At 60.3% G+C, this 21,193-nt stretch carries 21 protein-coding genes and 1 tRNA gene; 11 read left to right on the top strand and 11 right to left on the bottom strand.

Annotated features, from left to right (window positions below):
* Positions 1-109: 109 nt before the first annotated feature.
* Together BFC21_RS17285 and BFC21_RS17280 are read right to left on the bottom strand one after the other, a co-directional pair.
* Complete coding sequence (locus BFC21_RS17285; protein WP_120266393.1) at positions 110-1,057, bottom strand: FecR domain-containing protein; 948 nt, start codon at positions 1,055-1,057, stop codon at positions 110-112.
* Positions 1,057-1,557, bottom strand: a complete 501-nt coding sequence (locus BFC21_RS17280; RefSeq protein ID WP_120266392.1) for a sigma-70 family RNA polymerase sigma factor — start codon at positions 1,555-1,557, stop codon at positions 1,057-1,059. Before BFC21_RS17280 ends, BFC21_RS17285 begins: the two co-directional genes overlap by 1 nt.
* 242 nt (positions 1,558-1,799) lie before the next feature.
* On the opposite strand from BFC21_RS17280, the gene BFC21_RS17275 reads away from it, so the two are divergent.
* Complete coding sequence (locus BFC21_RS17275; protein WP_081481088.1) at positions 1,800-1,997, top strand: type II toxin-antitoxin system HicA family toxin; 198 nt, start codon at positions 1,800-1,802, stop codon at positions 1,995-1,997.
* A complete protein-coding gene (locus BFC21_RS17270) occupies positions 1,994-2,404 on the top strand; it encodes a type II toxin-antitoxin system HicB family antitoxin (protein ID WP_016783077.1) in 411 nt (136 codons plus the stop codon). The genes BFC21_RS17275 and BFC21_RS17270 overlap by 4 nt, the downstream gene beginning before the upstream one ends.
* Before the next feature lie 99 nt (positions 2,405-2,503).
* Here the strand turns inward: BFC21_RS17270 and BFC21_RS17265 are convergent.
* A tRNA-Thr gene (locus BFC21_RS17265) sits at positions 2,504-2,579 on the bottom strand.
* A gap of 61 nt (positions 2,580-2,640) precedes the next feature.
* Positions 2,641-3,567, bottom strand: a complete 927-nt coding sequence (locus tag BFC21_RS17260; RefSeq protein ID WP_088379546.1) for a LysR substrate-binding domain-containing protein — start codon at positions 3,565-3,567, stop codon at positions 2,641-2,643.
* Positions 3,568-3,642: 75 nt separating this feature from the next.
* On the opposite strand from BFC21_RS17260, the gene BFC21_RS17255 reads away from it, so the two are divergent.
* From BFC21_RS17255 to BFC21_RS17230, 6 genes are all read left to right on the top strand, one after another.
* Positions 3,643-4,725 (top strand): tartrate dehydrogenase, encoded by a 1,083-nt coding sequence (locus BFC21_RS17255; RefSeq protein WP_088378484.1) that lies wholly within the window; start codon positions 3,643-3,645, stop codon positions 4,723-4,725.
* Between the two features lie 297 nt (positions 4,726-5,022).
* On the top strand, positions 5,023-6,660 hold the full coding sequence (locus BFC21_RS17250; protein WP_088378483.1) for a BCCT family transporter: 1,638 nt from the start codon (positions 5,023-5,025) through the stop codon (positions 6,658-6,660).
* A 174-nt stretch (positions 6,661-6,834) separates the two neighbouring features.
* Positions 6,835-7,956 carry an aromatic ring-hydroxylating dioxygenase subunit alpha gene (locus BFC21_RS17245; protein WP_088378482.1) on the top strand — a complete coding sequence of 374 codons (1,122 nt, stop codon included), beginning with the start codon at positions 6,835-6,837 and terminating at the stop codon, positions 7,954-7,956.
* A gap of 58 nt (positions 7,957-8,014) precedes the next feature.
* The gene (locus tag BFC21_RS17240) at positions 8,015-9,463 is read left to right on the top strand and encodes an NAD-dependent succinate-semialdehyde dehydrogenase (protein WP_016783082.1); all 1,449 of its coding nucleotides are present in this window, start codon (positions 8,015-8,017) and stop codon (positions 9,461-9,463) included.
* A 69-nt stretch (positions 9,464-9,532) separates the two neighbouring features.
* Positions 9,533-10,501 carry a PDR/VanB family oxidoreductase gene (locus BFC21_RS17235; RefSeq protein WP_088378481.1) on the top strand — a complete coding sequence of 323 codons (969 nt, stop codon included), beginning with the start codon at positions 9,533-9,535 and terminating at the stop codon, positions 10,499-10,501.
* Between the two features lie 85 nt (positions 10,502-10,586).
* Positions 10,587-11,669, top strand: a complete 1,083-nt coding sequence (locus BFC21_RS17230; RefSeq protein WP_088378480.1) for a PAS domain-containing protein — start codon at positions 10,587-10,589, stop codon at positions 11,667-11,669.
* A 125-nt stretch (positions 11,670-11,794) separates the two neighbouring features.
* Here BFC21_RS17230 and BFC21_RS17225 read toward each other — a convergent pair whose 3' ends face one another.
* Both BFC21_RS17225 and BFC21_RS17220 read right to left on the bottom strand, forming a co-directional pair.
* A complete protein-coding gene (locus tag BFC21_RS17225) occupies positions 11,795-13,159 on the bottom strand; it encodes a heavy metal sensor histidine kinase (RefSeq protein WP_120266391.1) in 1,365 nt (454 codons plus the stop codon).
* Complete coding sequence (locus BFC21_RS17220; protein WP_016783086.1) at positions 13,152-13,826, bottom strand: heavy metal response regulator transcription factor; 675 nt, start codon at positions 13,824-13,826, stop codon at positions 13,152-13,154. The genes BFC21_RS17225 and BFC21_RS17220 overlap by 8 nt, the downstream gene beginning before the upstream one ends.
* Before the next feature lie 135 nt (positions 13,827-13,961).
* Between BFC21_RS17220 and BFC21_RS17215 the strand changes: the two genes are divergently transcribed.
* On the top strand, positions 13,962-14,441 hold the full coding sequence (locus tag BFC21_RS17215) for a heme-binding protein (RefSeq protein WP_088378478.1): 480 nt from the start codon (positions 13,962-13,964) through the stop codon (positions 14,439-14,441).
* Between the two features lie 27 nt (positions 14,442-14,468).
* Positions 14,469-14,879: a hydroxyisourate hydrolase gene (gene uraH / locus BFC21_RS17210; RefSeq protein WP_086799328.1), complete on the top strand. Its 411-nt coding sequence runs from the start codon at positions 14,469-14,471 to the stop codon at positions 14,877-14,879.
* Positions 14,880-15,001: 122 nt separating this feature from the next.
* Here uraH and BFC21_RS17205 read toward each other — a convergent pair whose 3' ends face one another.
* The 5 genes from BFC21_RS17205 to BFC21_RS17185 are packed head-to-tail and all read right to left on the bottom strand — an operon-like array spanning position 15,002 to position 19,172.
* A complete protein-coding gene (locus BFC21_RS17205) occupies positions 15,002-16,210 on the bottom strand; it encodes a methyltransferase (RefSeq protein ID WP_088378477.1) in 1,209 nt (402 codons plus the stop codon).
* A complete protein-coding gene (locus tag BFC21_RS17200) occupies positions 16,191-16,880 on the bottom strand; it encodes an ABC transporter permease (RefSeq protein WP_088378476.1) in 690 nt (229 codons plus the stop codon). Before BFC21_RS17200 ends, BFC21_RS17205 begins: the two co-directional genes overlap by 20 nt.
* Positions 16,880-17,572, bottom strand: a complete 693-nt coding sequence (locus BFC21_RS17195; protein WP_029611681.1) for an ABC transporter permease — start codon at positions 17,570-17,572, stop codon at positions 16,880-16,882. Before BFC21_RS17195 ends, BFC21_RS17200 begins: the two co-directional genes overlap by 1 nt.
* 57 nt (positions 17,573-17,629) lie before the next feature.
* Positions 17,630-18,385: an ABC transporter substrate-binding protein gene (locus tag BFC21_RS17190; protein WP_016783093.1), complete on the bottom strand. Its 756-nt coding sequence runs from the start codon at positions 18,383-18,385 to the stop codon at positions 17,630-17,632.
* A gap of 13 nt (positions 18,386-18,398) precedes the next feature.
* Positions 18,399-19,172, bottom strand: coding sequence for an ABC transporter ATP-binding protein (locus tag BFC21_RS17185; RefSeq protein ID WP_088378475.1), 774 nt, complete (start codon positions 19,170-19,172; stop codon positions 18,399-18,401).
* A gap of 543 nt (positions 19,173-19,715) precedes the next feature.
* Here BFC21_RS17185 and gabP point away from each other — a divergent pair.
* On the top strand, positions 19,716-21,107 hold the full coding sequence (gene gabP / locus BFC21_RS17180; protein ID WP_088378474.1) for a GABA permease: 1,392 nt from the start codon (positions 19,716-19,718) through the stop codon (positions 21,105-21,107).
* The last annotated feature ends 86 nt before the right edge of the window (positions 21,108-21,193 follow it).

Raw genomic sequence — 21,193 nt, 5'->3', positions numbered from 1 at the left:
GTGATCCTTGCGTTGTCATGGCAGAAATTCGCTGTGATCGCGACTTATGTCATTGACGGATGAGAATCGAAATCAGCAAGGTTAAAGGCCAAAGCATTTGCCCCTGTCCTCAGGCCGGCTCGATGCTGGCCCAGTAGCGGGTCAGAAAACGCACCTTCACTGGTAGGGTTTTGCTCAGGTTTTCCAGGATTGTTTCAGTGTCATCGATACGAAAAGCCCCGGAGATGCGCAAGTCCGCCACCGCTGCCGCGCAGCGCAGAACCCCCGGGCGATAGCGGCCCAGCGCCTCGACAAAATCGCCCAGGCGCCAGTCGTCCACGCTCAACATGCCTTTTACCCAGGCCGTGGAGGCAAGGGGCAAAGGCTCGACCACGCCGATGTCATCGCTGTCGAACGTCACTTGTTGCCCGGCCTCCAGGCGCAGGCACTGGTCGATGTGCCCGTATGGACGAATCTCGACGGCCGATTGCTCCACGCCGACCCGCGTTTGCCCGGGCAACTGCCGGACGCTGAAGCGGGTACCGAGGGCGCGCACGCTGCCGTCTTCGGTGTGGACGATAAAGGGACGCTGGCTTGGGTCCCTGGCGGTCTGCACCAGAATTTCGCCACGGTGCAGGCGGATCAGCCGCTGTTTTGCGTCGAAGTGGATATCCAGCGCCGTGTCGGTGTTCAGCTCCAGCTGCGAGCCATCGTCAAGGCGCAGCGAGCGCCGCTCACGGATGCCGGTGCGGTGTTCGGCAAGCATCGAGCGATAGGGCACCTGCCCGGCAGCCAGCCATGTCCCGCTGCCAACGGCCAGCAGCATGCCGAGTATTTTCAGCACGTCTCGGCGCTGGGCCCTGGCGGCATCCAGGCTGCTGAGGGCTGCTTTTGGCGCGATCATCGCCCATTGGCGTTGCAACTTTTCGACCCGGGCCCAGGCTGCGGCGTGTTGTGGGCTGGCCTTGAGCCACGTTTGCCAGGCGAGGGTGCAGGCCTCGTCGGCGCTGCCGTCGTTAAGCTGTACATACCAGGTGGCAGCGGCTTCAAGGGTCTTGAAGTCCGGGGCGGCGGGCATCAACTGTCGACCAGCAACAGGCAGCGGGTCATGGCGCGAATCAAATGATTCTTGACCGTGGTGACCGACACCTCAGAACGCTCGGCGGCGGCCACATAGGTCAAGCCTTCAAGCTGCACGGCCAGGAAAATATCCCGTGTGCGGGGCCCCAGCTCATCGAGCAGGCTGTCGATGGAAACCAGGGTTTCGATAATCGACAGGCGGACTTCGGGGGAAATATCCACAGGCTCGGGCTTGAGGGCCAATGCCTGCAGATAAGCCTGCTCGATGGTGCGGCGGCGCACCTTGTCGATTAACAGCGAACGGGCGATGGCGCTCAGATACCCGCGTGGCTCGCGGATGGGGGCGTCATGGCGTGCGGTCATCACCCGCAGGAACGTGTCCTGGGCCAGGTCGCAGGCATCCGCCGTATTGCCCAGGCGCACGCGCAACCAGCCCTTTAGCCAACCGTTGTGCTCACTGTAGAGCCGCTGAAGAACTGAATGATCGAGCGCCGACATATGAATGCGACCAAAATGTAATTGGTAATTGTTCGCATTATTGTGATGGCAGAGTGTTTATGCAAGGGGGTTTTATTGGGAGGGGGCGGGCAGGGGCAGCACTGCTGGAAATTGATTCGTCCGAGTGCACAGCGTGTAACACAACTCTAAGTCGATCGTGTTTTTCTGTGTGTAGTGTGTGTATTTTTCGGTTGCGCCATTTTTCAGTGGTGTGTAGCGTACACACAATGCGTGGTGATCAAATGCGAAGTCGTGAACTTATCGAGTTGCTGATGGCGGATGGGTGGTTTGAGATCGCGGTTAAAGGAAGTCACCATCAGTTCAAGCACCCAGCCAAAGCGGGTCGGGTAACGGTTCCGCATCCCAGGACAGAAATTGCCAAAGGGACGCTGCACAGCATTCTCAAATCCGCAGGTCTCAAAGGAGAGTTACGGTCATGAAATTTCCAGTGGTAATACATAAAGACGCAGATTCTGAATTCAGCGTGACGGTGCCTGATGTGCCGGGCTGTTTTTCTGCAGGGGCCACCTTTTCGCAAGCGCTGGATAACGTGCAGGAAGCATTGGCTTTGCATCTGGAAGGCATTGTTGCGGACGGCGGTGAGCTACCCCAGGGCAAGGACGTGGACGCCCATCTGGAGAATCCGGATTATGTCGGCGGGATATGGGCAATCGTTGACTTTGATTTGACGCCTTATCTCGGCAAGTCGGTTCGGTTCAATGCGTCTTTGCCAGAGAACCTGTTGCAGCGTATTGATGAACGAGTCAGCAGGGACCACCGCTATGCGTCCCGTTCGGGGTTTCTGGCCACAGCGGCATTGCGCGAGCTGAGCGTTCAGAACTTTTGATCGGTTCAAGAGCGTCACCATGTGGTGCTCTTCAGTCTTCTCCAAACCCCGAAAACAAAAAAGGCCCACCTTGCGGTGAGCCTCTTTCGGTATTGCGTATGGTGCCGGCACCAAGAGTCGAACTCGGGACCTACTGATTACAAGTCAGTTGCTCTACCAACTGAGCTATACCGGCGTTATGGGCGACGAGTATACCCGGATGTTTGAGCTTGTAAACCCCTGATAACAGACTATTTTCACGTTTCTGACCGGCGCTCGTCGAAGTACTGGCGCAAGTGCTCGACCGTGACCCGGACTTTGGCCGAATTGGCCAGTGGCGCTGCGTAGACCGCCCAGATATTGGCCTGCTGGCGATAGTCCTGAAGGATATGTACCAACTTGCCGTTTTCCAGGCTTTCGCGCACGTCCCACTGCGAGCGCAGCAGGATGCCACGTCCGTCGATCCCCCATTGGTGCACCACTTCGCCGTGGTTGGCCGACAGCGCGCCGGTAACTTTCACGCTTTCTTCGCCCTGCGGTCCTTGCAGGCGCCACAGCCCGAACGGGTGGTCGCGCTCCTTGATCACCAGGCATTCGTGGCCCGCCAGTTCCGCCAGGGTGCGCGGCTCGCCGTGGCGTCGTAGGTACTCAGGGCTGGCGCAGAGCACGCGGGCGTTGTTGGCCAGCAGTTTGGCAATCAGGTTGGGCGCAATGTGGTCGCCGATGCGGATATCCAGGTCGTAGCCTTCTTCGATCAAGTCCACCAGGCGGTCGAACATGTCGAAGCGGATGTCCAGCGCCGGGTAGCGCCGCGACAGTTCTGATAGCGCGGGGCCAACATGGCGACGGCCTAATCCGAAGCTGCTGACGACATGCAACTGCCCCCGGGGCTCCTGATGCAGCGCCGACACTTCGTCGCTCATTTGCTCCACGGCATCAAAGATATGCAAGGCCCAGTGGTAGACACGTTCGCCATCATCGGTGACGGCCACGCGACGGGTGGTGCGGTGCAGCAGGCGCACGCCAATGCTTTGCTCCAGCAGTTGGATGCGTTTGCTGACATACGCCGGGGACACCCCCAGCTCGCTGGCCGCGGCGGCAAAACTGGAGCGCCGGGCCACGACCACGAACACGCGCAGGTCGTCGAGATTCGGCAGATTGTTCACGAATCGTGTCTTATCCATCATCAGTTCGCCTGATTATCTTTGTATTGGCGCTTTATATCATGGGCCCACTTCTCCTCATCAAGAGTTCGCCCCATGAGCAAGACATTCAGAATTGCCGCCATCGCCGGTGACGGTATTGGTAACGAAGTACTGCCGGAAGGCCTGCGCGTTGTGGAAGCGGCGGCCAAAAAGTGGAACCTGGACCTGTCGATCGAGATCATCGAGTGGGCCAGTTGCGATTACTACGAGCGTCACGGGCAAATGATGCCGGACAACTGGTTCGAGCAGCTCAAGGGCTTCGACGCCATCTATTTCGGCGCCGTGGGCTGGCCCGACAAGGTGCCGGATCACATCTCGCTGTGGGGTTCGCTGCTCAAGTTCCGTCGCGACTTCGATCAATATGTGAACATTCGCCCGGTGCGCCTGTTCCCTGGCGTGCCATGCCCGCTGGCGGGGCGTGAGCCCGGCGATATCGACTTTGTGGTGATCCGTGAAAACACCGAAGGTGAATATTCCTCGGTAGGCGGGCGGATGTTTGAAGGCACCGAAAACGAATTGGTCCTGCAAGAATCCGTATTTACCCGACGCGGCGTAGACCGGATTCTCAAGTACGCTTTTGAAGTGGCCAAGGAGCGCCCACGCAAGCACGTCACTTCGGCCACCAAGTCCAACGGCATCTCCATCAGCATGCCGTATTGGGACGAGCGCACCGAAGCGATGGCGGCCAACTATCCGCAGGTCAGCTGGGACAAGCAGCACATCGACATTCTGTGCGCCCGTTTCGTCCTGCAGCCCAACCGTTTTGATGTGGTAGTGGCCTCCAACCTGTTCGGCGACATTCTCTCCGACCTCGGCCCGGCCTGTGCGGGCACCATCGGCATTGCGCCGTCAGCCAACCTCAACCCGGAACGTAACTTCCCGTCACTGTTTGAACCGGTACACGGTTCGGCGCCGGATATTTACGGGCAAAACATCGCCAACCCGATCGCGATGGTGTGGTCGGGTGCGCTGATGCTGGAATTTTTGGGCAAGGGTGATGAGCGTTATCAGGCCGCTCATGACGGGATCTTGCGTGCCATCGAAAATGTGATTGCCAGTGGTCCGAAAACACCGGATCTGGGTGGCACGGCATCGACTCAGGACGTCGGAAAAGCGATCGCCGCTGCACTGGCGTAACGTTCCGGCCACGTAAGGCAAAAGCCGCGGAGCAGAAACTTGCAAGCCCGCCAAACCTCCCGAAAACCGGGGGTTCGGCGGGCTTTTTGGCGTGTTCAAAGATGAGTGGGGTATGGCGAAAATTCCTGCGGATCCAGTTGCAAAAGGCCAAATCTCAGGGCATATTGTTAACCGAAAGATATGTGTTAACCATCAGTTAACGGTCGGATTCAACGGCGTGAAAGGAGTCCTTAACAGCGGTAAGTGCTGACGTAGAACCGTGCAGTAAGAGAAAAAACTCTCTCTCTGGAGACTTAAATGTCCAATAACAATAAAAAAGATGTCTTTTTGATATCAACTAGCCTGATTGCTGTACTGGCCACCGTTGCAGGCCTTGCCTTCTTTCCGCAACAAGCCGAGACCACCGCCAACATGCTGTTCGAGTTGGCCTCCCGTACCTTTGGCACTTCGGTGCAGGTGTTCGTGTTTTGCTGCGCCCTGGTGGTGCTGTATATCGCGTTCAGCAAGTACGGCAACATCCGCCTGGGTAACGGCAAAGCCGAATACCCGACGGTCACCTGGGTGTTCATGTTTATCTGCGCGGGCATGGGCTCGTCGACCCTGTACTGGGGCGTGATGGAGTGGGCGTATTACTACCAGACGCCCGGTCTGAACATTGCCGCAGGCTCGCGAGAAGCGCTGGATTACAGCGTCAGTTATTCGTTCTTCCATTGGGGGATCAGTGCCTGGTCGTTGTATGCCTTGTCGTCACTGGCAATGGCATATCACTTCCATGTGCGCAAAAAGAGCGGCCTGAGCCTGTCTTCGGTCATCGAAGCCGTCACCGGTTTCAAGGCCCAAGGGCCAGTAGGGCGGATCGTCGACCTGGTGTTTTTGCTGACCATGTTTGGCGCCCTGACCGTATCCCTGGTGCTCACCGCCTCCACCCTGACCCGCGGCCTGTCGGCGCTGACCGGCATGCCGGATACCTTCACCACCCAATTGATGGTGATCGGTGTGGTGGCGGTGGTGTTCTCGCTCAGTTCCTACATCGGTATTGCCAGTGGCATGCAGCGTCTGTCGAAGATGGTGTGTATCGGCGCGCTGGTGTTTGCCGGCGTGGTGCTGCTGGTTGGCCCCACGCAATTCATCATCAACAATACCGCCAATTCCATTGGCCTGATGATGCAGAACTACGTACACATGAGCCTGTTTACCGACCCGCAAGGTGATGGTGCCTTCACCCGCAACTGGACGGTTTTCTACTGGCTGTGGTGGGTTTCCTACGCACCGGGCGTGGCCATGTTTGTGACCCGTGTGTCCAAGGGCCGCAAGATGAAAGAAGTGGTCGCCGCGATGTTGATGGGCGGCAGTTTTGGCTGCTGGTTCTTCTTCGGCACGCTGGAAAGCTACAGCATGCACCAGTTCATGAGCGGGGCCATTGATGTGCCGCGCATCCTGACGGAGCAGGGCGGTGAAACGGCGGTGGAGATGCTGCTCAGTGCGCTGCCGTTCGGCCAGATTTTCCTGGGGGTTTACCTGTTCATCATGGCGGTGTTCTGTGCCTCGCACATGGACGCAGCGGCCTACGCCGTTGCCGCCACCAGTACCCGCAACATGCAGGAAGGCCAGGACCCGTCGCCGACTCACCGCTTGTTCTGGTGCATCGCCCTGACCCTGGTGCCGCTGGCCATGCTGTTTGCCAAGGTCTCGCTGTCGACCATGAAAACCGCCGTGGTGCTGACTGCCATTCCGTTCATGGTGATCCTGCTGACCAAGATCTACGGCTTCCTCAAATGGATGTTCGAGGACTACAGCGCCATGCCGGCTTATCTGATCGAGGAGGAAGCCGTATCCCGCGGTAACGACCTTGATTATGTGGCGGCGTTTGAAGTCGCAGCCCACAGCCCCGCGCCCAAGGTCGAGGCAAAGGCGGTACCCGCAGCCCTGAGCTGATTATTGTTGTGAACCACGCGCAGGCCCCGGCACTCCGGTGCCGGGACCTGAGCGGTTTTTTTTGCATGTCTTGTTAGCCAGTAGTTGTCTGTAATTCACTGGTTACATAAAAACAGCCTGAAACAGGGCGACGTGCGGCCTGCCCCGCCCTCTGAATTGCCTGAGAGAGACCAGATGAACACTATCGTGAAATTGCCTGCCGACTTCTGCACCAATGCTGACGAAGCGCACACCATTCCCGCGTCCTACTACACCAATCAGAACGTGTTCGAACTGGAGAAGGAAAAGATCTTCGCCAATACATGGATTTGTGTCGGCCACCGCAGCGAAGTTGCCAACAGCAACGACTACATCACCCGCGAAGTGATCGGCGAAAGCATCATCGTCGTACGTGGTCGCGACAGTGTGCTGCGCGCGTTCTACAACGTATGCCCGCACCGTGGCCATCAGTTGCTGAGCGGCAGCGGCAAGGCCAAAAACGTGATCACCTGTCCGTACCACGCCTGGACCTTCAAGCTTGATGGCGAACTGGCCCATGCGCGCAACTGCGACAACGTGGTCAATTTCGACAAGGAAAACTCCAGCCTCGTGGCCCTGCGGGTCGAGGAATACGCCGGTTTCATCTACATCAACATGAACAACGAAGCCGGCACCGTGGAAGAGCAACTGCCGGGCCTGCAAGCCCGCCTGCGCGAAGCCTGCCCGGTGGTGGATGACCTGCACCTGGCGGCCCGTTTCGTCAGCGATACCCCGGCCAACTGGAAGTCCATCGTCGACAACTACCTGGAGTGCTACCACTGCGCCCCCGCCCACCCCGGCTTTGCCGATTCGGTGAGCGTCGACGAGTACTGGCACACCCTGCACGGCAACTGGTCGCTGCAATTCGGTCACGCCAAGTCGTCGGAGAAATCCTTCAAGTTCGATGAATCGATCAAGGATCCGTCCTTTAGCGGTTTCTGGGCCTGGCCGTGCACCATGTTCAACGCGCCACCGGGCGGCAACTTCATGACCGTGATCTACGAGTTCCCGGTCAGCGCTGGCGTGACCATGCAGCACTACGACATCTACTTCCTCAACAAGGACATCACCCCCGAGCAGCAGGCGCTGATCGAGTGGTACCGCGACGTGTTCCGCCCCGAAGACCTGCGTCTGGTCGAGAGCGTGCAACGCGGTCTGCAATCGCGTGGTTATCGCGGCCAGGGCCGGATCATGGCCGACCGCAGCCGCAGCGGCATGAGCGAGCACGGCATTGCGCACTTCCACAACCTGATCGCCGTCGCCCATCTGGACGATTGATCCCGATCACGCCGCAGCATGCCTGCGGCGTTTTACCCCATTAAGAGGAGTGTCCTGCGTGCAGCTCAACGACCCCCAATTGTTTCGCCAACAGGCTTTTATCGATGGAGCCTGGGTGAATGCCGACAGTCGGCAAACCGTAGATGTCACCAACCCGGCCCAGGGCCAGTTGCTCGGCAATGTGCCGCTTATGGGTGGCAGCGAAGCGATTCGCGCCATCGAAGCCGCCGACGCCGCGTTGCCCGCCTGGCGTGAGCGCACGGCCAAGGACCGCGCACAGATCTTGCGCCGCTGGTTCGAGCTGATCCTGCAACACGAAGACGATCTGGCGCAGCTTATGACCCTGGAACAGGGCAAGCCACTGCACGAAGCCGTGGGCGAGATTCGCTACGCCGCATCGTTTATCGAGTGGTTTGCCGAAGAGGGCAAACGCATTTATGGCGACGTGATTCCATCGCCGTCCACCGACAAGCGCCTGCTGGTGATCAAGCAGGGCATTGGCGTCTGCGCGGCCATTACGCCGTGGAATTTCCCGGCGGCGATGATCACCCGCAAGGTCGCGCCGGCGCTGGCAGCCGGTTGCACCATCGTGGTCAAGCCTGCCAACGAAACGCCGTTTTCGGCCCTGGCCCTGGCGGAACTGGCCCAGCGTGCAGGCATCCCGGCCGGTGTGCTGAATATCGTGACAGGTGATGCCCAGGCCATTGGCGCGCAACTGACCGGCCACCCGCTCGTGCGCAAACTGAGCTTTACCGGCTCGACCCCGGTGGGTCGCCTGCTGATGAGCCAGTGCGCCGAAAGCATCAAGAAAGTCTCGCTGGAGCTGGGCGGCAACGCGCCGTTTATCGTGTTCGCCGACGCGGATATCGAGGCCGCCGTCGAGGGGGCCATCGCCGCCAAATACCGTAACGCCGGGCAAACCTGCGTGTGCGTCAACCGCTTCTATGTGCATGACGCGGTCTATGACCAGTTCGCCAGTAAATTCGCCGCCAAAGTCGCGCAGCTGAAGGTCGGCCATGGCAATGAAACCGGTGCGCAAATCGGCCCGCTGATCAGCCTCAAGGCCGTGGAAAAAGTGCGCCTGCTGATCGACGACGCCGTGAGCAAGGGCGCGACCCTGTTGCTGGGCGGCGGCGTACACGCGCTGGGCGAGCAGTTCTTCGAACCCACCGTTCTGGGTGATATCCGCAAAGGCATGTTGCTGCTGGACGAAGAAATCTTCGGCCCGGTTGCGCCCCTGGTGCGCTTCCACAGCGATGCCGAAGTCGTGGCCCTGGCCAACGACACGTTGTACGGCCTGGCGGCCTACTTCTACAGCCGCGATATCGGCCACGTGTGGCACATCGCCGAGCAACTGGAATACGGCATGGTCGGCGTCAATACCGGGCTGATTTCCAACGAAGTCGCGCCGTTTGGCGGGGTCAAGCAATCCGGTCTGGGCCGCGAAGGTTCCAAATACGGGATCGAAGATTACCTGCAATTGAAATACCTGTGCCTGGCGGTCTGAGCCGACCGCACCGGGTCATGAATCAGGCGGTACGCGAGTGCCGCCCTTTAGCGCAGTAGAGGTTTTGCGATGGCCAACACATATCAAATGCTTGCCGCCCGTGTGATCGGGGTGGAGCAGGTGACGCCGCTGATCAAACGTTTCACCCTGGTACGTCAGGACGGCAAATTGCTGCCGGACTTCACCGGTGGCAGCCACATCATCGTGCAGATGAAAGACGCCGACGGCCGTCAGCACAGCAATGCCTATTCATTGATGAGCGACCCGCGCCAGACCGCCAGTTACCAGATTGGCGTGCGCCTTGAGGAGCAGTCCAAAGGCGGCTCGGCCTTCATGCACCAGCAGGTCGAAGTCGGCACCGAGCTGATGATTTCCACGCCCAACAACCTCTTTGCCATCGACCCCAAGGCCGGCCGGCATGTGTTGATTGCTGGTGGCATCGGCATTACCCCGTTCCTGTCGCAGGTTTATGAACTGCGCGACAGCGGCGCCGACTACCAACTGCACTATGCCTTCCGCAGCCCCGAGCACGGTGCGTTCCAGGATGAACTCAGCGCCGGGCCTCATGCCGGCCGTACTCGCCTGTATGCCGACAGCCTGGGGCAGTCGCTGAACCTGACCGAACTGATGGGTGCGTTGGCCAGCGATGCGCACGTCTATGTCTGCGGCCCCAAACCGTTGATTGATGCGGTGATCGCCACCGGCAAGCAGTTGGGCCTGGCCGATGATCGCGTGCATTGGGAACAGTTCGCCGCCGCGCCCGTGACCGGCGGCGCATTCACGCTGGTATTGGCCAAGTCCGGCCAGGAGCTGCGCGTCGAAGCAGGCATGAGCATCCTCAAGGCCATCGAAAAAGCCAATGTCGACGTTGAATGCCTGTGCCGCGAAGGCGTGTGCGGCACCTGCGAGACGCGCATCCTTGAAGGCGAGGCGGCGCACAATGATCAATATTTGAGCGATGACGAAAAGGCCGCCCAGCAAACTATGATGATCTGCGTGTCCCGTGCCCGGGGCGAACGGCTGGTGCTGGACTTGTAATGCGGCTGGCGTGATCGCGTCGGGGGGCGACAGGGGTGTGTGTATAATCGCGACGCCCTGCGCCTTGCGTGATCACGGACTTGTCATGACTGAAGATAGCTTTGCCTTTCGCCTGAAGGAGCTGCTCGAACACCACAAAATGACCTTGCAAGCGGTCGGCACTGCCTTGGGCATTTCGCGTACGGCGGTGCATAAGTGGACCCGTGGTGGCGAAATCGACTACAGCAATCTGCGCAAACTGGCTGACCTGTTCAAGGTCAACTGGGTGTGGCTGCGCTATGGCGAACAGGCGGTGCAGGACCTGCAGGGGGCGGCCTCGGTGGAGCTGCCGATGACCGATGTGCGCCGCAAGTACATCGCCGACATCATGGAAAGCGAAGCACGCATGACCCTGGCGCAAGAGAACGCCGGGATCGTGACGTGGGAGTGGAACCTGATCACCGACGAGGTGTTCTACTCGGCCAACGTCGAGCGGGTGTACGGCTGGCAGGTCAACAGCAACGACGATTTCTGGCCCCATGTACTGCCTGAAGACAAGGTGGTCATGAATGCGCTCTACGACGAGTGCTTCGCCAACAACACGCCCTATGAATACGACTTCCGGATATTTCGCCCCGATGGCGAGATGCGCTGGATTTCGTCGCGGGCCATGCCGCTGAACGACAGCGCCGGGCGCCCGGTGAAAATGATCGGCATCAGCATGGACAACACCGCCCGCAAGACCGCCGAACAAGCCTTGCGCAAAAGCGAAGAGGCCTTCCGCGCGCTGTTCGAACTGGCCTGCGGCGCCATTGCCTACGTGGACCTGGACGGCAGCTGGCGTCGGGTCAACGACAGCCTGTGCCAGTTGCTCGGCTACAGCGAGCAGGAGCTGCGCCAGCTGACCTTCCAGGACCTCACCCACCCCGATGACCTGCAGGCCAACCTTGAGCAGTTGCAGCTATTGCTCGAGGGCAAGATCAGCAACTACGACCTGGAGAAACGCCTGCGCTGCAAGGACGGGCACTTTATCTGGACCCATGTGCGCACCTCGTTGCAGCGCAACTCCCAGGACGACAGCCCCGAGCACCTGATCAGCGTGATCGACGACATCACCCGCGAACGCGCCGAACGCCAGGCCCTGCTGGCACGCATCGAAGAACTGGAACGCCTGCTTCAGGGGATATGACTTTGCTGTTGTGGGAGCGGGCTTGCTCGCGATGGGATCGCTGTGGTTTACCTGACAGACCGCAGCGCCTGAATCGCGAGCAAGCCCGCTCCCACAACAAGCCCGCTCCCACATGGGCGTGAGGGTTAGAGGACAAACCCCAGCTCAAACAGGGTGCCGCTGTCATCGCTGATCACCCGCACCTGCCCGCCATGCAATTGCATGATCGACTGCACGATCGCCAACCCCAGCCCGCCCGAATCCCCCGGCTGGGCCCGCGACGGGTCGACCCGGTAAAAACGGTCGAACAGCCTGTCGATATGTTGCGGGTCAATCGGCTGGCCGAGGTTGTGCACGCCGATCCAGCACATTCCCGCCTCGTCGCGCCGCCGCAGGCTCACGGTCGAACCCGCTCGGGCATGGCGCACGGCATTGGCCAGCAGGTTGCCCAGTGCCCGTTGCAGCAATTGCTGATCCACCGTCAACGGCCCGCGCAGCTGATTTTCCAGCAGCAAGCCGCGATCCTCGGCCAGCGCCTCGAAGTAATCACACAGCCCGTCACCCACTTCGCCAAGGTCCAGGGTTTGCAGCTGTAACGGGCGCTGCCCATGCTCGGCACGGGCGAGGAACATCAGGTTTTCGGCCATGCGGTTGAGCCGTTCGTATTCCTCGATATTCGATGCCAGAACCTCCTGGTACTCAGCCGCGCTGCGTGGCTGGTTCAGGGCCAGGCTGTTGCTGCCCAGCAGGTTGTGCAGCGGCGTGCGGATTTCATGGGCCAGGTCGGCGGAAAACTGCGACAGCCGGGCAAAGCTGTCTTCCAGCCGCGCGAGCATGGCGTTGAGGGCCAGCACCGGCTCCTTGAGCTCGCTGGGCATGGTTTCGGTGGGCATGCGCCGGTCAAGGCTGCGCGGGTCGATATGGCGCATGGCCTGGGCCAGTTCGCGCAGCGGCGTGAGGCCACGGCGCAACAGCAGCAAGCCCAGCCCGAAGGCCAGCAACGTGCCCAGCCCGGCGGCCATGTACAAACGCATGCGGTAACTGGCGAGCATTTGCTCACGCTCATCCAGGCGCTTGCCTACGGTCACGCTGAGGACTTCATCTGCCGGGCCACGGGCCATGCCGGCGAGCAATACGGTCGCGTCCACGGTCTTGATATCGGCGCGCTGCGGCGCCCGGTCCTGGGCGATGGGTGGCAAGTCCGGCAAGGCTTGTTGGTGGGGGTTGATGGCGATGAGCGGGCTGCCATCGGCACGCTTGACCAGCAGCACGCTGTCCAGGTTGCCGAGCATGTTCTGGTACAGGCGCGGGCGCTCCTGCAGGGCTTCGAGGCTGTCACTGTCATGCAGCAGGGCGCGCACTTGCTCAAGGCGCCCGAGCAGGGCTTGATCGTCGCGAAAGGTCAATTCAGCAGCCAGTGAGCGGTACAGAAACACCCCCACCGCACCCAGCACCAGCGCACAGGTCAGGGCAATCGCCAGCGCCAGACGCCAGGCGATGGATTTACTCATCGGGCGCTTCCAGTTGATAACCCACACCGCGCACGGTGTGGATCAGCTTGGGCATGTAGGGGTCGTCGATCTTGGCCCGCAGGCGACGCACGGCGACTTCGACCATATTTGTGTCACTGTCGAAATTGAGGTTCCACACCTGCGAAGCGATCAGGGTACGGGACAGCACTTCGCCCTGGCGGCTGGCCAGCAGTTGCAGCAGGGCGAACTCCTTGTTGGTCAGGCTGATGCGTTGGCCACCCCGGCTGACGCGGCGGCGCAGCACGTCGATTTCAAGATCGGCGATGGCATACGACTCGGCCTCGCGCAGGGGGCCGCGGCGCAGTAAGGTGCGGACCCGGGCGAGCAACTCGGCAAAGGCGAAGGGCTTGAGCAGGTAGTCGTCGGCGCCCAGCTCCAGGCCGCGCACGCGGTCTTCGATGGCGTCCCTGGCGGTCAGGAACAGCACTGGCGTGGCGCCGCGCTGGCGAATCAGTTGCAGCAATTGCCAGCCATTGAGCCCCGGCAGCATGACGTCGAGGATGATCAGGTCGTATTCCTGCTGCTCGATAAAGTAACGCCCGTCCAGGCCGTTCAGCGCCACATCCACGGCAAACCCCGACTCCCTGAGGCCCTTGGCCAGGAAGTCGGCCGTCTTGGCTTCGTCTTCAACCACTAACAAACGCATCGCACACCTCGATCAATCGTCTGCACAGGCTAGGCGCCTTCGGCGGTGTTGCCTATTACAAACTTGTAATGCAACTGACGGGGTTCTGACGAAGGTCGCAGGTTACGGTGGCCCCATTCGTACAGGAGCTTGCCCATGATGCTGAAAACCTTGTTGTTGTGGACTGCCGTTGGCGTTGCCGGCGCGGCCCAGGCGGCGCCGAATCTGGCGCGCCATGCCGATCTGGACCTGGCCACCGCCCGCCAGTTGGCCGACGCGACCCTCAAGCACTGCACCGGGGCGCTGAGCGTGCTCGACCGCGGTGGCAATGTGCTGATGGCGCAGCGCCCGGAAGGCGTTGGCCCGCACAACCTGCTGGCGAGCCAGCGCAAGGCCTATACCGCGCTGTCGACCAAAACCCCGACCCGCCTGTTTGCCGAGCGTGCGCGTAACAACCCCGAGGCCGCCAATCTCAACTCCATCGCCGAGCTGTTGCTGTTGGGCGGCGGTGTGCCGTTGTTCGCCGAAGGTGAACTGGTGGGTGCGCTGGGCGTGGCCGGGGCGGGCGGTGCTGAGCAGGACGAAGCATGCGCCATCCAGGCTACCGGGCAAGTTGGCCTGACCATTCAACGTTAATTACTGTTTAACCACTGAGGAATAACCATGAAATCGTTGCGAATCACCCTGGCGGCGTTGAGCCTGAGTGCGGTGTCGAGCCTGGCCCTGGCAGCGGGTAACCCGTTGAGCGTGCATGTGCTCAACCTTGAAAACGGCTTGCCGTCACCGGGCGTCAACGTGACCCTGGAGAAGCATGTGGGCAAGGACTGGCAGCCGCTGGCCCAGGGCGTGACCAACGAGCAGGGGCGTATCGGCGAGCTGTTCCCGGGCAAGCAGGCGTTCGAGGCGGGGGAGTACCGGGTGGTGTTCAAGACCGGCGAGTACTTCAAGAAGGTGGGCCGCGATACGTTTTTCCCGGAAATCCCGGTGATTTTTGAAGTGAAGAATGTGGATCAGCATTACCACATTCCGTTGTTGCTCAGCCCTTATGGGTTTTCGACGTATCGCGGGTCGTAGGCCTGCAAAAACCTGTGTGGGAGCGGGCTTGCTCGCGATTCAGGCGCTGCGGTTTTTCCGGTAAACCACAACGATCCCATCGCGGGCAAGCCCGCTCCCACAACAAGCCTGCTCAAACAGAGTTATCCACAGCGCTGCGCAAGCACCATCAAGTTGCGAGGCGTCAGCTGGCTGTCGCAAAACTCGCCGACCTGTACCTCGTAGCCGTTTTCTTGCAGGTACAGCGCCCGGTCGAGCACCAGCCACAGCTCCAGTGGGCGACGAAACAGCCCGCGCACCAACTCCAGATTGCGCACCTGCGCCAATCGTTCCCAACCTGCCGCTTCCAGTGCCGGCCAGTCTTCGTCGCCGCGTGTGGATAAGTTCTTCAGCGCCGCCAACCCCTCGCAATACTCGGCAAACGGTTTGCCCAGCCAGGCACTCGGCAGTGAGGGTGTGGATAAGTATTCGTCGCACTGACGATGCTGACGTTGCCACAAATCAAACCCCAAACGCCGTGCCATCGACTCGTCGCGCTGGCGCCGCACGCGGCTGCCGGCGGTCACGGTTTCGCTCATGGGCAGGCTAAGGTCTTCCAGTGACAACTGCAGGTGCGAAGCCTTGGCCACTGTGGATAACGCTTGATAGTGCGTCGCGCTGATGCGGTTGTAGCAGCAGGGTGACACGGCAAGTTGTCCACAGCCTGCCGCCGTGGCCAACTGCAGCAGGCGCACATGCAGATCGCCGCAGGCGTGCAGCGCCACGGGGGTCATGTGGGCGGTGAGCTGCATGGCCGTGTCGGGGGCGAGCACGTCCTGTTGCACATGCCGGGCGGGCAAGTGATGGCGCTGGCTCAGTTGCTCCCCGGCCTCGATCAGGGCAGGGTCGTATTCCAGGCACGTCAGCTGCTGGTCGGTGCTCAACAACCGTCGCCCCAGATGGCCTTTGCCCGAGCACCAGTCCAGCCAGTGGGCGGGCTTTTGCGCAAAGCTCAGGCTTTGGGCGAAGGCTTCGATCTGTTGCCATTTGCGCCCCGGTACGTCCACCTGCAGGCGCGGGTTGGCGGGTGCAAGGGCGTGGGTGGGCAAGCGCTCGACCCGGCTCAGGGCGAGGGAGGTCGCCGCCAGTTCAGGGAACGGCGCAGGGGCGGGCAGGTGTTGGGGATGGTTGTGGCTGGCTTCGGCGTCTTGCAGCGAACGCTGGCGCAACCACTGCGCCAGTTCGGGGTGTTGCGCTTCCCACGGCAGGTTCAGGTGAGTGAAGGGCCGTGGGCGCCAGAGGTGCTGGTGGTCGTGCAGAAACCTGTCCAGCGCCTCGAAGCGGGCCAGCAGGTCAGCGGCCCTGGCAGGCATCGACGCGCAACCAGCGCTCCAGCAGTTTGAAGCCTTGGATCAGCACAAACGACATGATCAGGTAAATGGCCCCGGCAGCCAGGAACATATCCACTGTCTGGTAGTTGCGCGCAATGATGGTGCGGGTCATGCCGGTCAGTTCCAGCAGGGTCACGGTACTCGCCAGCGAGCTGGCCTTGAGCATCAGGATCACTTCGTTGCTGTAGGCCGGCAGGCCGATGCGCGCCGCGCGAGGCAGGACGATATGCACCAGGGTCTTGAAGCGCGACATGCCCAGCGCCCGTGCCGCCTCGATTTCACCCGGCGGGATGGCCTGGATCGCGCCACGCAGGATCTCGGCGATGTAGGCGGCGGTGTGCAGGGTCATGGTGATGATCGCGCACCAGAACGGGCTGCGCAGGTACGGCCACAACGCGCTTTCACGCACCACATCGAACTGCGCCAGGCCGTAATAGACCAAAAACAGCTGGATCAGCAGTGGCGTGCCACGGAAGAAAAAGATGTAGGCGTAAGGCAGCGAACGCACATACCAGAGCTTGGACGAGCGGGCGATGCCCAGCGGGATGGCCACGATCAGACCGGCGAGCACAGAAACGGCGGTCAGCTCCAGGGTCAGGGTTGCGCCCTGCATCAGCTTGGGCAGCCACTTGAGGATTACTTCCCACTCCATTACGTCCTCCTCACGAAGCCGCGCGCTGCGCGTTTTTCAAGCACGTGCATGGTGCCCATAGCCAGTACGGTCAGGCCCAGGTACATCACGGCTGCCACCATGTAGAAGGTGAACGGGTGTTTGGCGAAGGTCACGGCGTTTTGCGCCTGACGCATGATTTCTTCAAGACCGATAACCGACACCAGTGCGGTGTCTTTCATCAGGATCATGAACAGGTTACCCAGGCCGGGCAGGGCGATACGCCACATTTGCGGCAGCACCAGCTTGGTGAAGATCCGTGGTTTGGACAGGCCCAGTGCCATGCCCGCTTCGCGGTGGCCCTTGGGGATGGCCAGGATGGCACCACGGAATACTTCGGTGGCATAGGCACCAAAGCACAGGCCCAAGGCGAGCACACCCGCGGCAAAGGCGCTGAGGGTGAGGTCGGGCATGCCGATGTATTCGCCGATGGCGCGTACCAGATTCACGCTGCCGAAGTAGATCAGCAACACCCAGAGCAGTTCGGGCACGCCGCGAACCAGGGTCGAATAGGCGCCGCCCAACCATCTAAGCGGTTTGAAGGGGGATGTTTTGGCCAAGGCACCGAGCAATCCGAGCACCAGGCCCAGACACAGCGCAGTGAGTGCCAGTTTGACGGTCATCAGCGCGCCAGCGGCAAGCGCCGGGCCGAATCCGTATAAATCGATAGTCATGGGGTAGGCAGGCTTTGCTAGGGACCGGCGCGCCCGCAGGCGCACCGGTCAGGCAGGTCAGTAGATGCTGAACGGGAAGTACTTGTCGTTGATCTTCTTGTACGTGCCGTCTTCAACGATTTGCTTGAGGGCCAGGTTCAGCTTGGCGCGCAGTTCGTTGTCGCCCTTGCGCAGGGCAATACCGACCTTGTCGTCTTCGTTGACCGGCTCACCCTTGAACTCGTATGCCTGGCCAGCCGGGCTTTTCAGCCAGTCGTAGTTGGCGTACTTGTCAGCCAGCAGCGCATCTACGCGGCCCGACGTCAGGTCGAGGTAGGCGTTTTCCTGGGTGTCGTACAGGGAGATGGTGGCGTCAGTGCCCAGGTTGTCATCCAGCCAGGTTGCGGCCTGGGTCGAACGCTGGGTGCCCAGGGCCTTGCCCTTGAGGGACGCGAGGTCGGTTTTAAAGTCGACTTTTTTCGGCGCAATGAACTGCTGCTTGTTGGAGTAGTACGGGTCGGTGAAGTCCACCGCCTGCTTGCGCTCGTCAGTGATCGACAGCGACGACACGATGAAGTCGTACTTTTTGGCGTTCAGGGCCGGGATGATGCCGTCCCAGTCCGAGGTGACGATTTCACACTCGGCTTTCATCTTGGCGCACAGGGCCATAGCGATATCGGGGTCGAAGCCGACGACTTCACCACTGGCGTTCTTGTTGTTGAACGGTGGGTAAGCCCCTTCAATACCGACTTTGTACTTGTCTACAGCCAGGGCGTTGGCGCTGAAAACCAGTGTGGCGGCAGCGGCCATGAGAAGCTTTTTATAGGTCTGCATTCGTGTTGCTCCGTTAGCGGTTGCTGGACATGAATTGTTTACAGCGCGCCGAAACCGGGTTGTCGAACACCTGTTCTGGCGACCCTTGCTCTTCGATCAGGCCCTGGTGCAAAAACACTACTTCGGTGGACACCTGGCGGGCAAAGCCCATCTCGTGGGTGACCAGCAGCATAGTGCGACCTTCTTCGGCGAGCGCGCGGATCACACTAAGTACTTCTTGAACCATTTCCGGGTCAAGTGCCGATGTTGGTTCATCGAACAGAATGACTTTGGGCTGCATGGCCAGGGTGCGGGCAATCGCTGCGCGTTGCTGCTGGCCGCCGGACAATTCAGAGGGGTAGGCATGGCGTTTTTCGGCAATGCCGACCTTGGCCAGCAACGCTTCAGCCACTTCGATGGCCTCGGCCTTGCTTTGCCCCAGCACGCGACGGGGCGCCTCGATAATGTTGTCGAGGATGGTCATGTGCGGCCACAGGTTAAAGTTTTGAAACACAAAACCCAGTTCGCTGCGCATGCGGTTGATCTGCTTGCCGTCGGCCGCGATCAGTTCGCCATTTTTGGCTTTTTTGAGTTTGAGCTCTTCCCCGGCGACCACAATCTGGCCTTCGTGGGGGTTTTCCAGCAGGTTGATGCAGCGCAGCAGAGTGGACTTGCCGGAACCGGAAGAACCCAGGATCGAGATCACGTCGCCGTCGCGTGCGGTCAGCGAGATACCCTTGAGTACCTCAAGCTCGCCGTAGCGTTTGTGCAAGTTGCGGATTTCAAGCGCGGGCGTGGCCAAAGCCATGTGCGTTCCTCATTGTGTTCGGGTGCGATCCTGCTGTTGGGCGGCCTTCCTGGCGCAGGCCAAGCTAGCATAGGGTTGCAGAGGCAACCAGCCGCCCTGAAGACACAAAAGGCGTGGGGGTGGCAGTTTGTCGCATCGCTACAGCAGAGTGTCGCGCCGACAACAACCGACCCTGTATTTCGCCGTTCGGCCAGACAGGTGTCGCTTAAAAAAGGTCGCGATGTTGCCAGCTTTGGCCCGGTGTTGGAAGCGCGAACCTACTAAAGGTTAAAGATGTGCACTGCTTTTGGGCCATATGGGCGGTTTTGGGTATTTTTGGTGCGCCGAGACCTCAGTAACTGAGTGTTTCGGTAACGAATGGGCGAAAAGCCATTAGCCTCAATGGCTTGCAACGTCTGTTGCAAATCGTTGCAGCCCGCGCAAACCGTGCATTTGTCACATTCTGGCTCACTTATTGCGTCAAGGATTCTAAACGCCCCGTTGGTTACTTTTTACGAAGGTCAACGCGGGTGCTCGGAATGGCTTCAATGAAAGGTAGTCCCAATGAGCAATACGCAATCCTCTAGCGGCCTGGAACAAGGGCTCAAACCACGGCATGTGACCATGCTGTCGATTGCCGGTGTTATCGGCGCCGGTTTGTTTGTCGGTTCCGGACACGCGATTGCCCAAGCGGGCCCCGCCGTGCTGCTGGCTTATGCCGCGGCAGGCACACTGGTTGTATTGGTGATGCGCATGCTGGCCGAAATGGCCGTTGCCTCGCCGGACACCGGTTCGTTCTCCACCTACGCCGACCGTGCCATCGGGCACTGGGCCGGTTTTACCATTGGCTGGCTGTACTGGTGGTTCTGGGTCCTGGTGATCCCGCTGGAAGCGGTCGCCGCCGGCACCATCCTGCATGCGTGGTTCCCGGATACGGCGATCTGGGTGTTTACCCTGGTCATCACCCTGTTGCTGACCGCCACCAACCTGTTTAGCGTCAAGAACTACGGCGAGTTCGAGTTCTGGTTTGCGCTGGTCAAGGTGCTGGCGATTATCGGCTTTATCATTTTGGGTGTGCTGGCCATTTTCGGCTATCTGCCTACCAGCCAGGTCAGCGGTGTCGCGCATCTGTCCGATACCATCGGTTTTATGCCCAATGGCATGGGCGCCGTTCTGGCTGCCATGCTGACCACCATGTTCTCGTTCATGGGCACTGAAATCGTCACCATCGCGGCGGCGGAATCCAAAGACCCGAGCAAGCAGATCACCAAGGCCACCAATTCGGTGATCTGGCGTATTGGCCTGTTCTACCTGGTGTCGATTTTCATCGTTGTGGCCCTGGTGCCGTGGAACGATCCGAGCCTGGCGCAGTTGGGTTCCTACCAGACCGTACTTGAGCGCATGGGTATCCCGAATGCCAAGCTGATCGTGGATATCGTGGTACTGATCGCCGTCACCAGTTGCCTGAACTCGGCGCTCTACACCTCTTCGCGCATGCTGTACTCCCTGAGCAAACGTGGTGATGCACCGGCTGCGGCCAAGCGCACCAACGCTGCGGGCACGCCTTACTGGGCGGTGATGATGTCCACGGGTGCAGCCTTTGTGGCGGTATTCGCCAACTATGTGGCCCCGGCTGCCGTGTTCGAGTTCCTGCTGGCCAGCTCTGGCGCGATCGCGCTGCTGGTGTATCTGGTGATTGCCGTGTCGCAACTGCGCATGCGCCAGAAGCGTACGGCTCTGGGCGAGAACATTTCGTTCAAGATGTGGCTGTTCCCGGGGCTGACCTATGCAGTTATCGTCTTTATCGTGGCTATTCTGACGGTCATGCTGTTCCAGGAAGCGCATCGCGTTGAAATCATGGCTACCGGTTTGCTAAGCATTCTGGTGGTGGTGGCAGGCCTGCTGGTAGCACGCCGTCGTCGCATTGAGAAGTTGGGGGCACCGGTACTCAACTGAGGCCAGGACGGTTCTCGCGGTTGAATACCCAGAAAAACCGTCATCCTTCGGGATGGCGGTTTTTTTGTGCCTGTAAGGGGGGGATT

This window comes from Pseudomonas sp. TMW 2.1634, from assembly GCF_001703595.1.
GTDB classification, from domain to species: domain Bacteria; phylum Pseudomonadota; class Gammaproteobacteria; order Pseudomonadales; family Pseudomonadaceae; genus Aquipseudomonas; species Aquipseudomonas fragi.
Note: the sequence above shows the minus strand (reverse complement) of the source record. Positions and strands in the feature narration are given on the sequence as shown.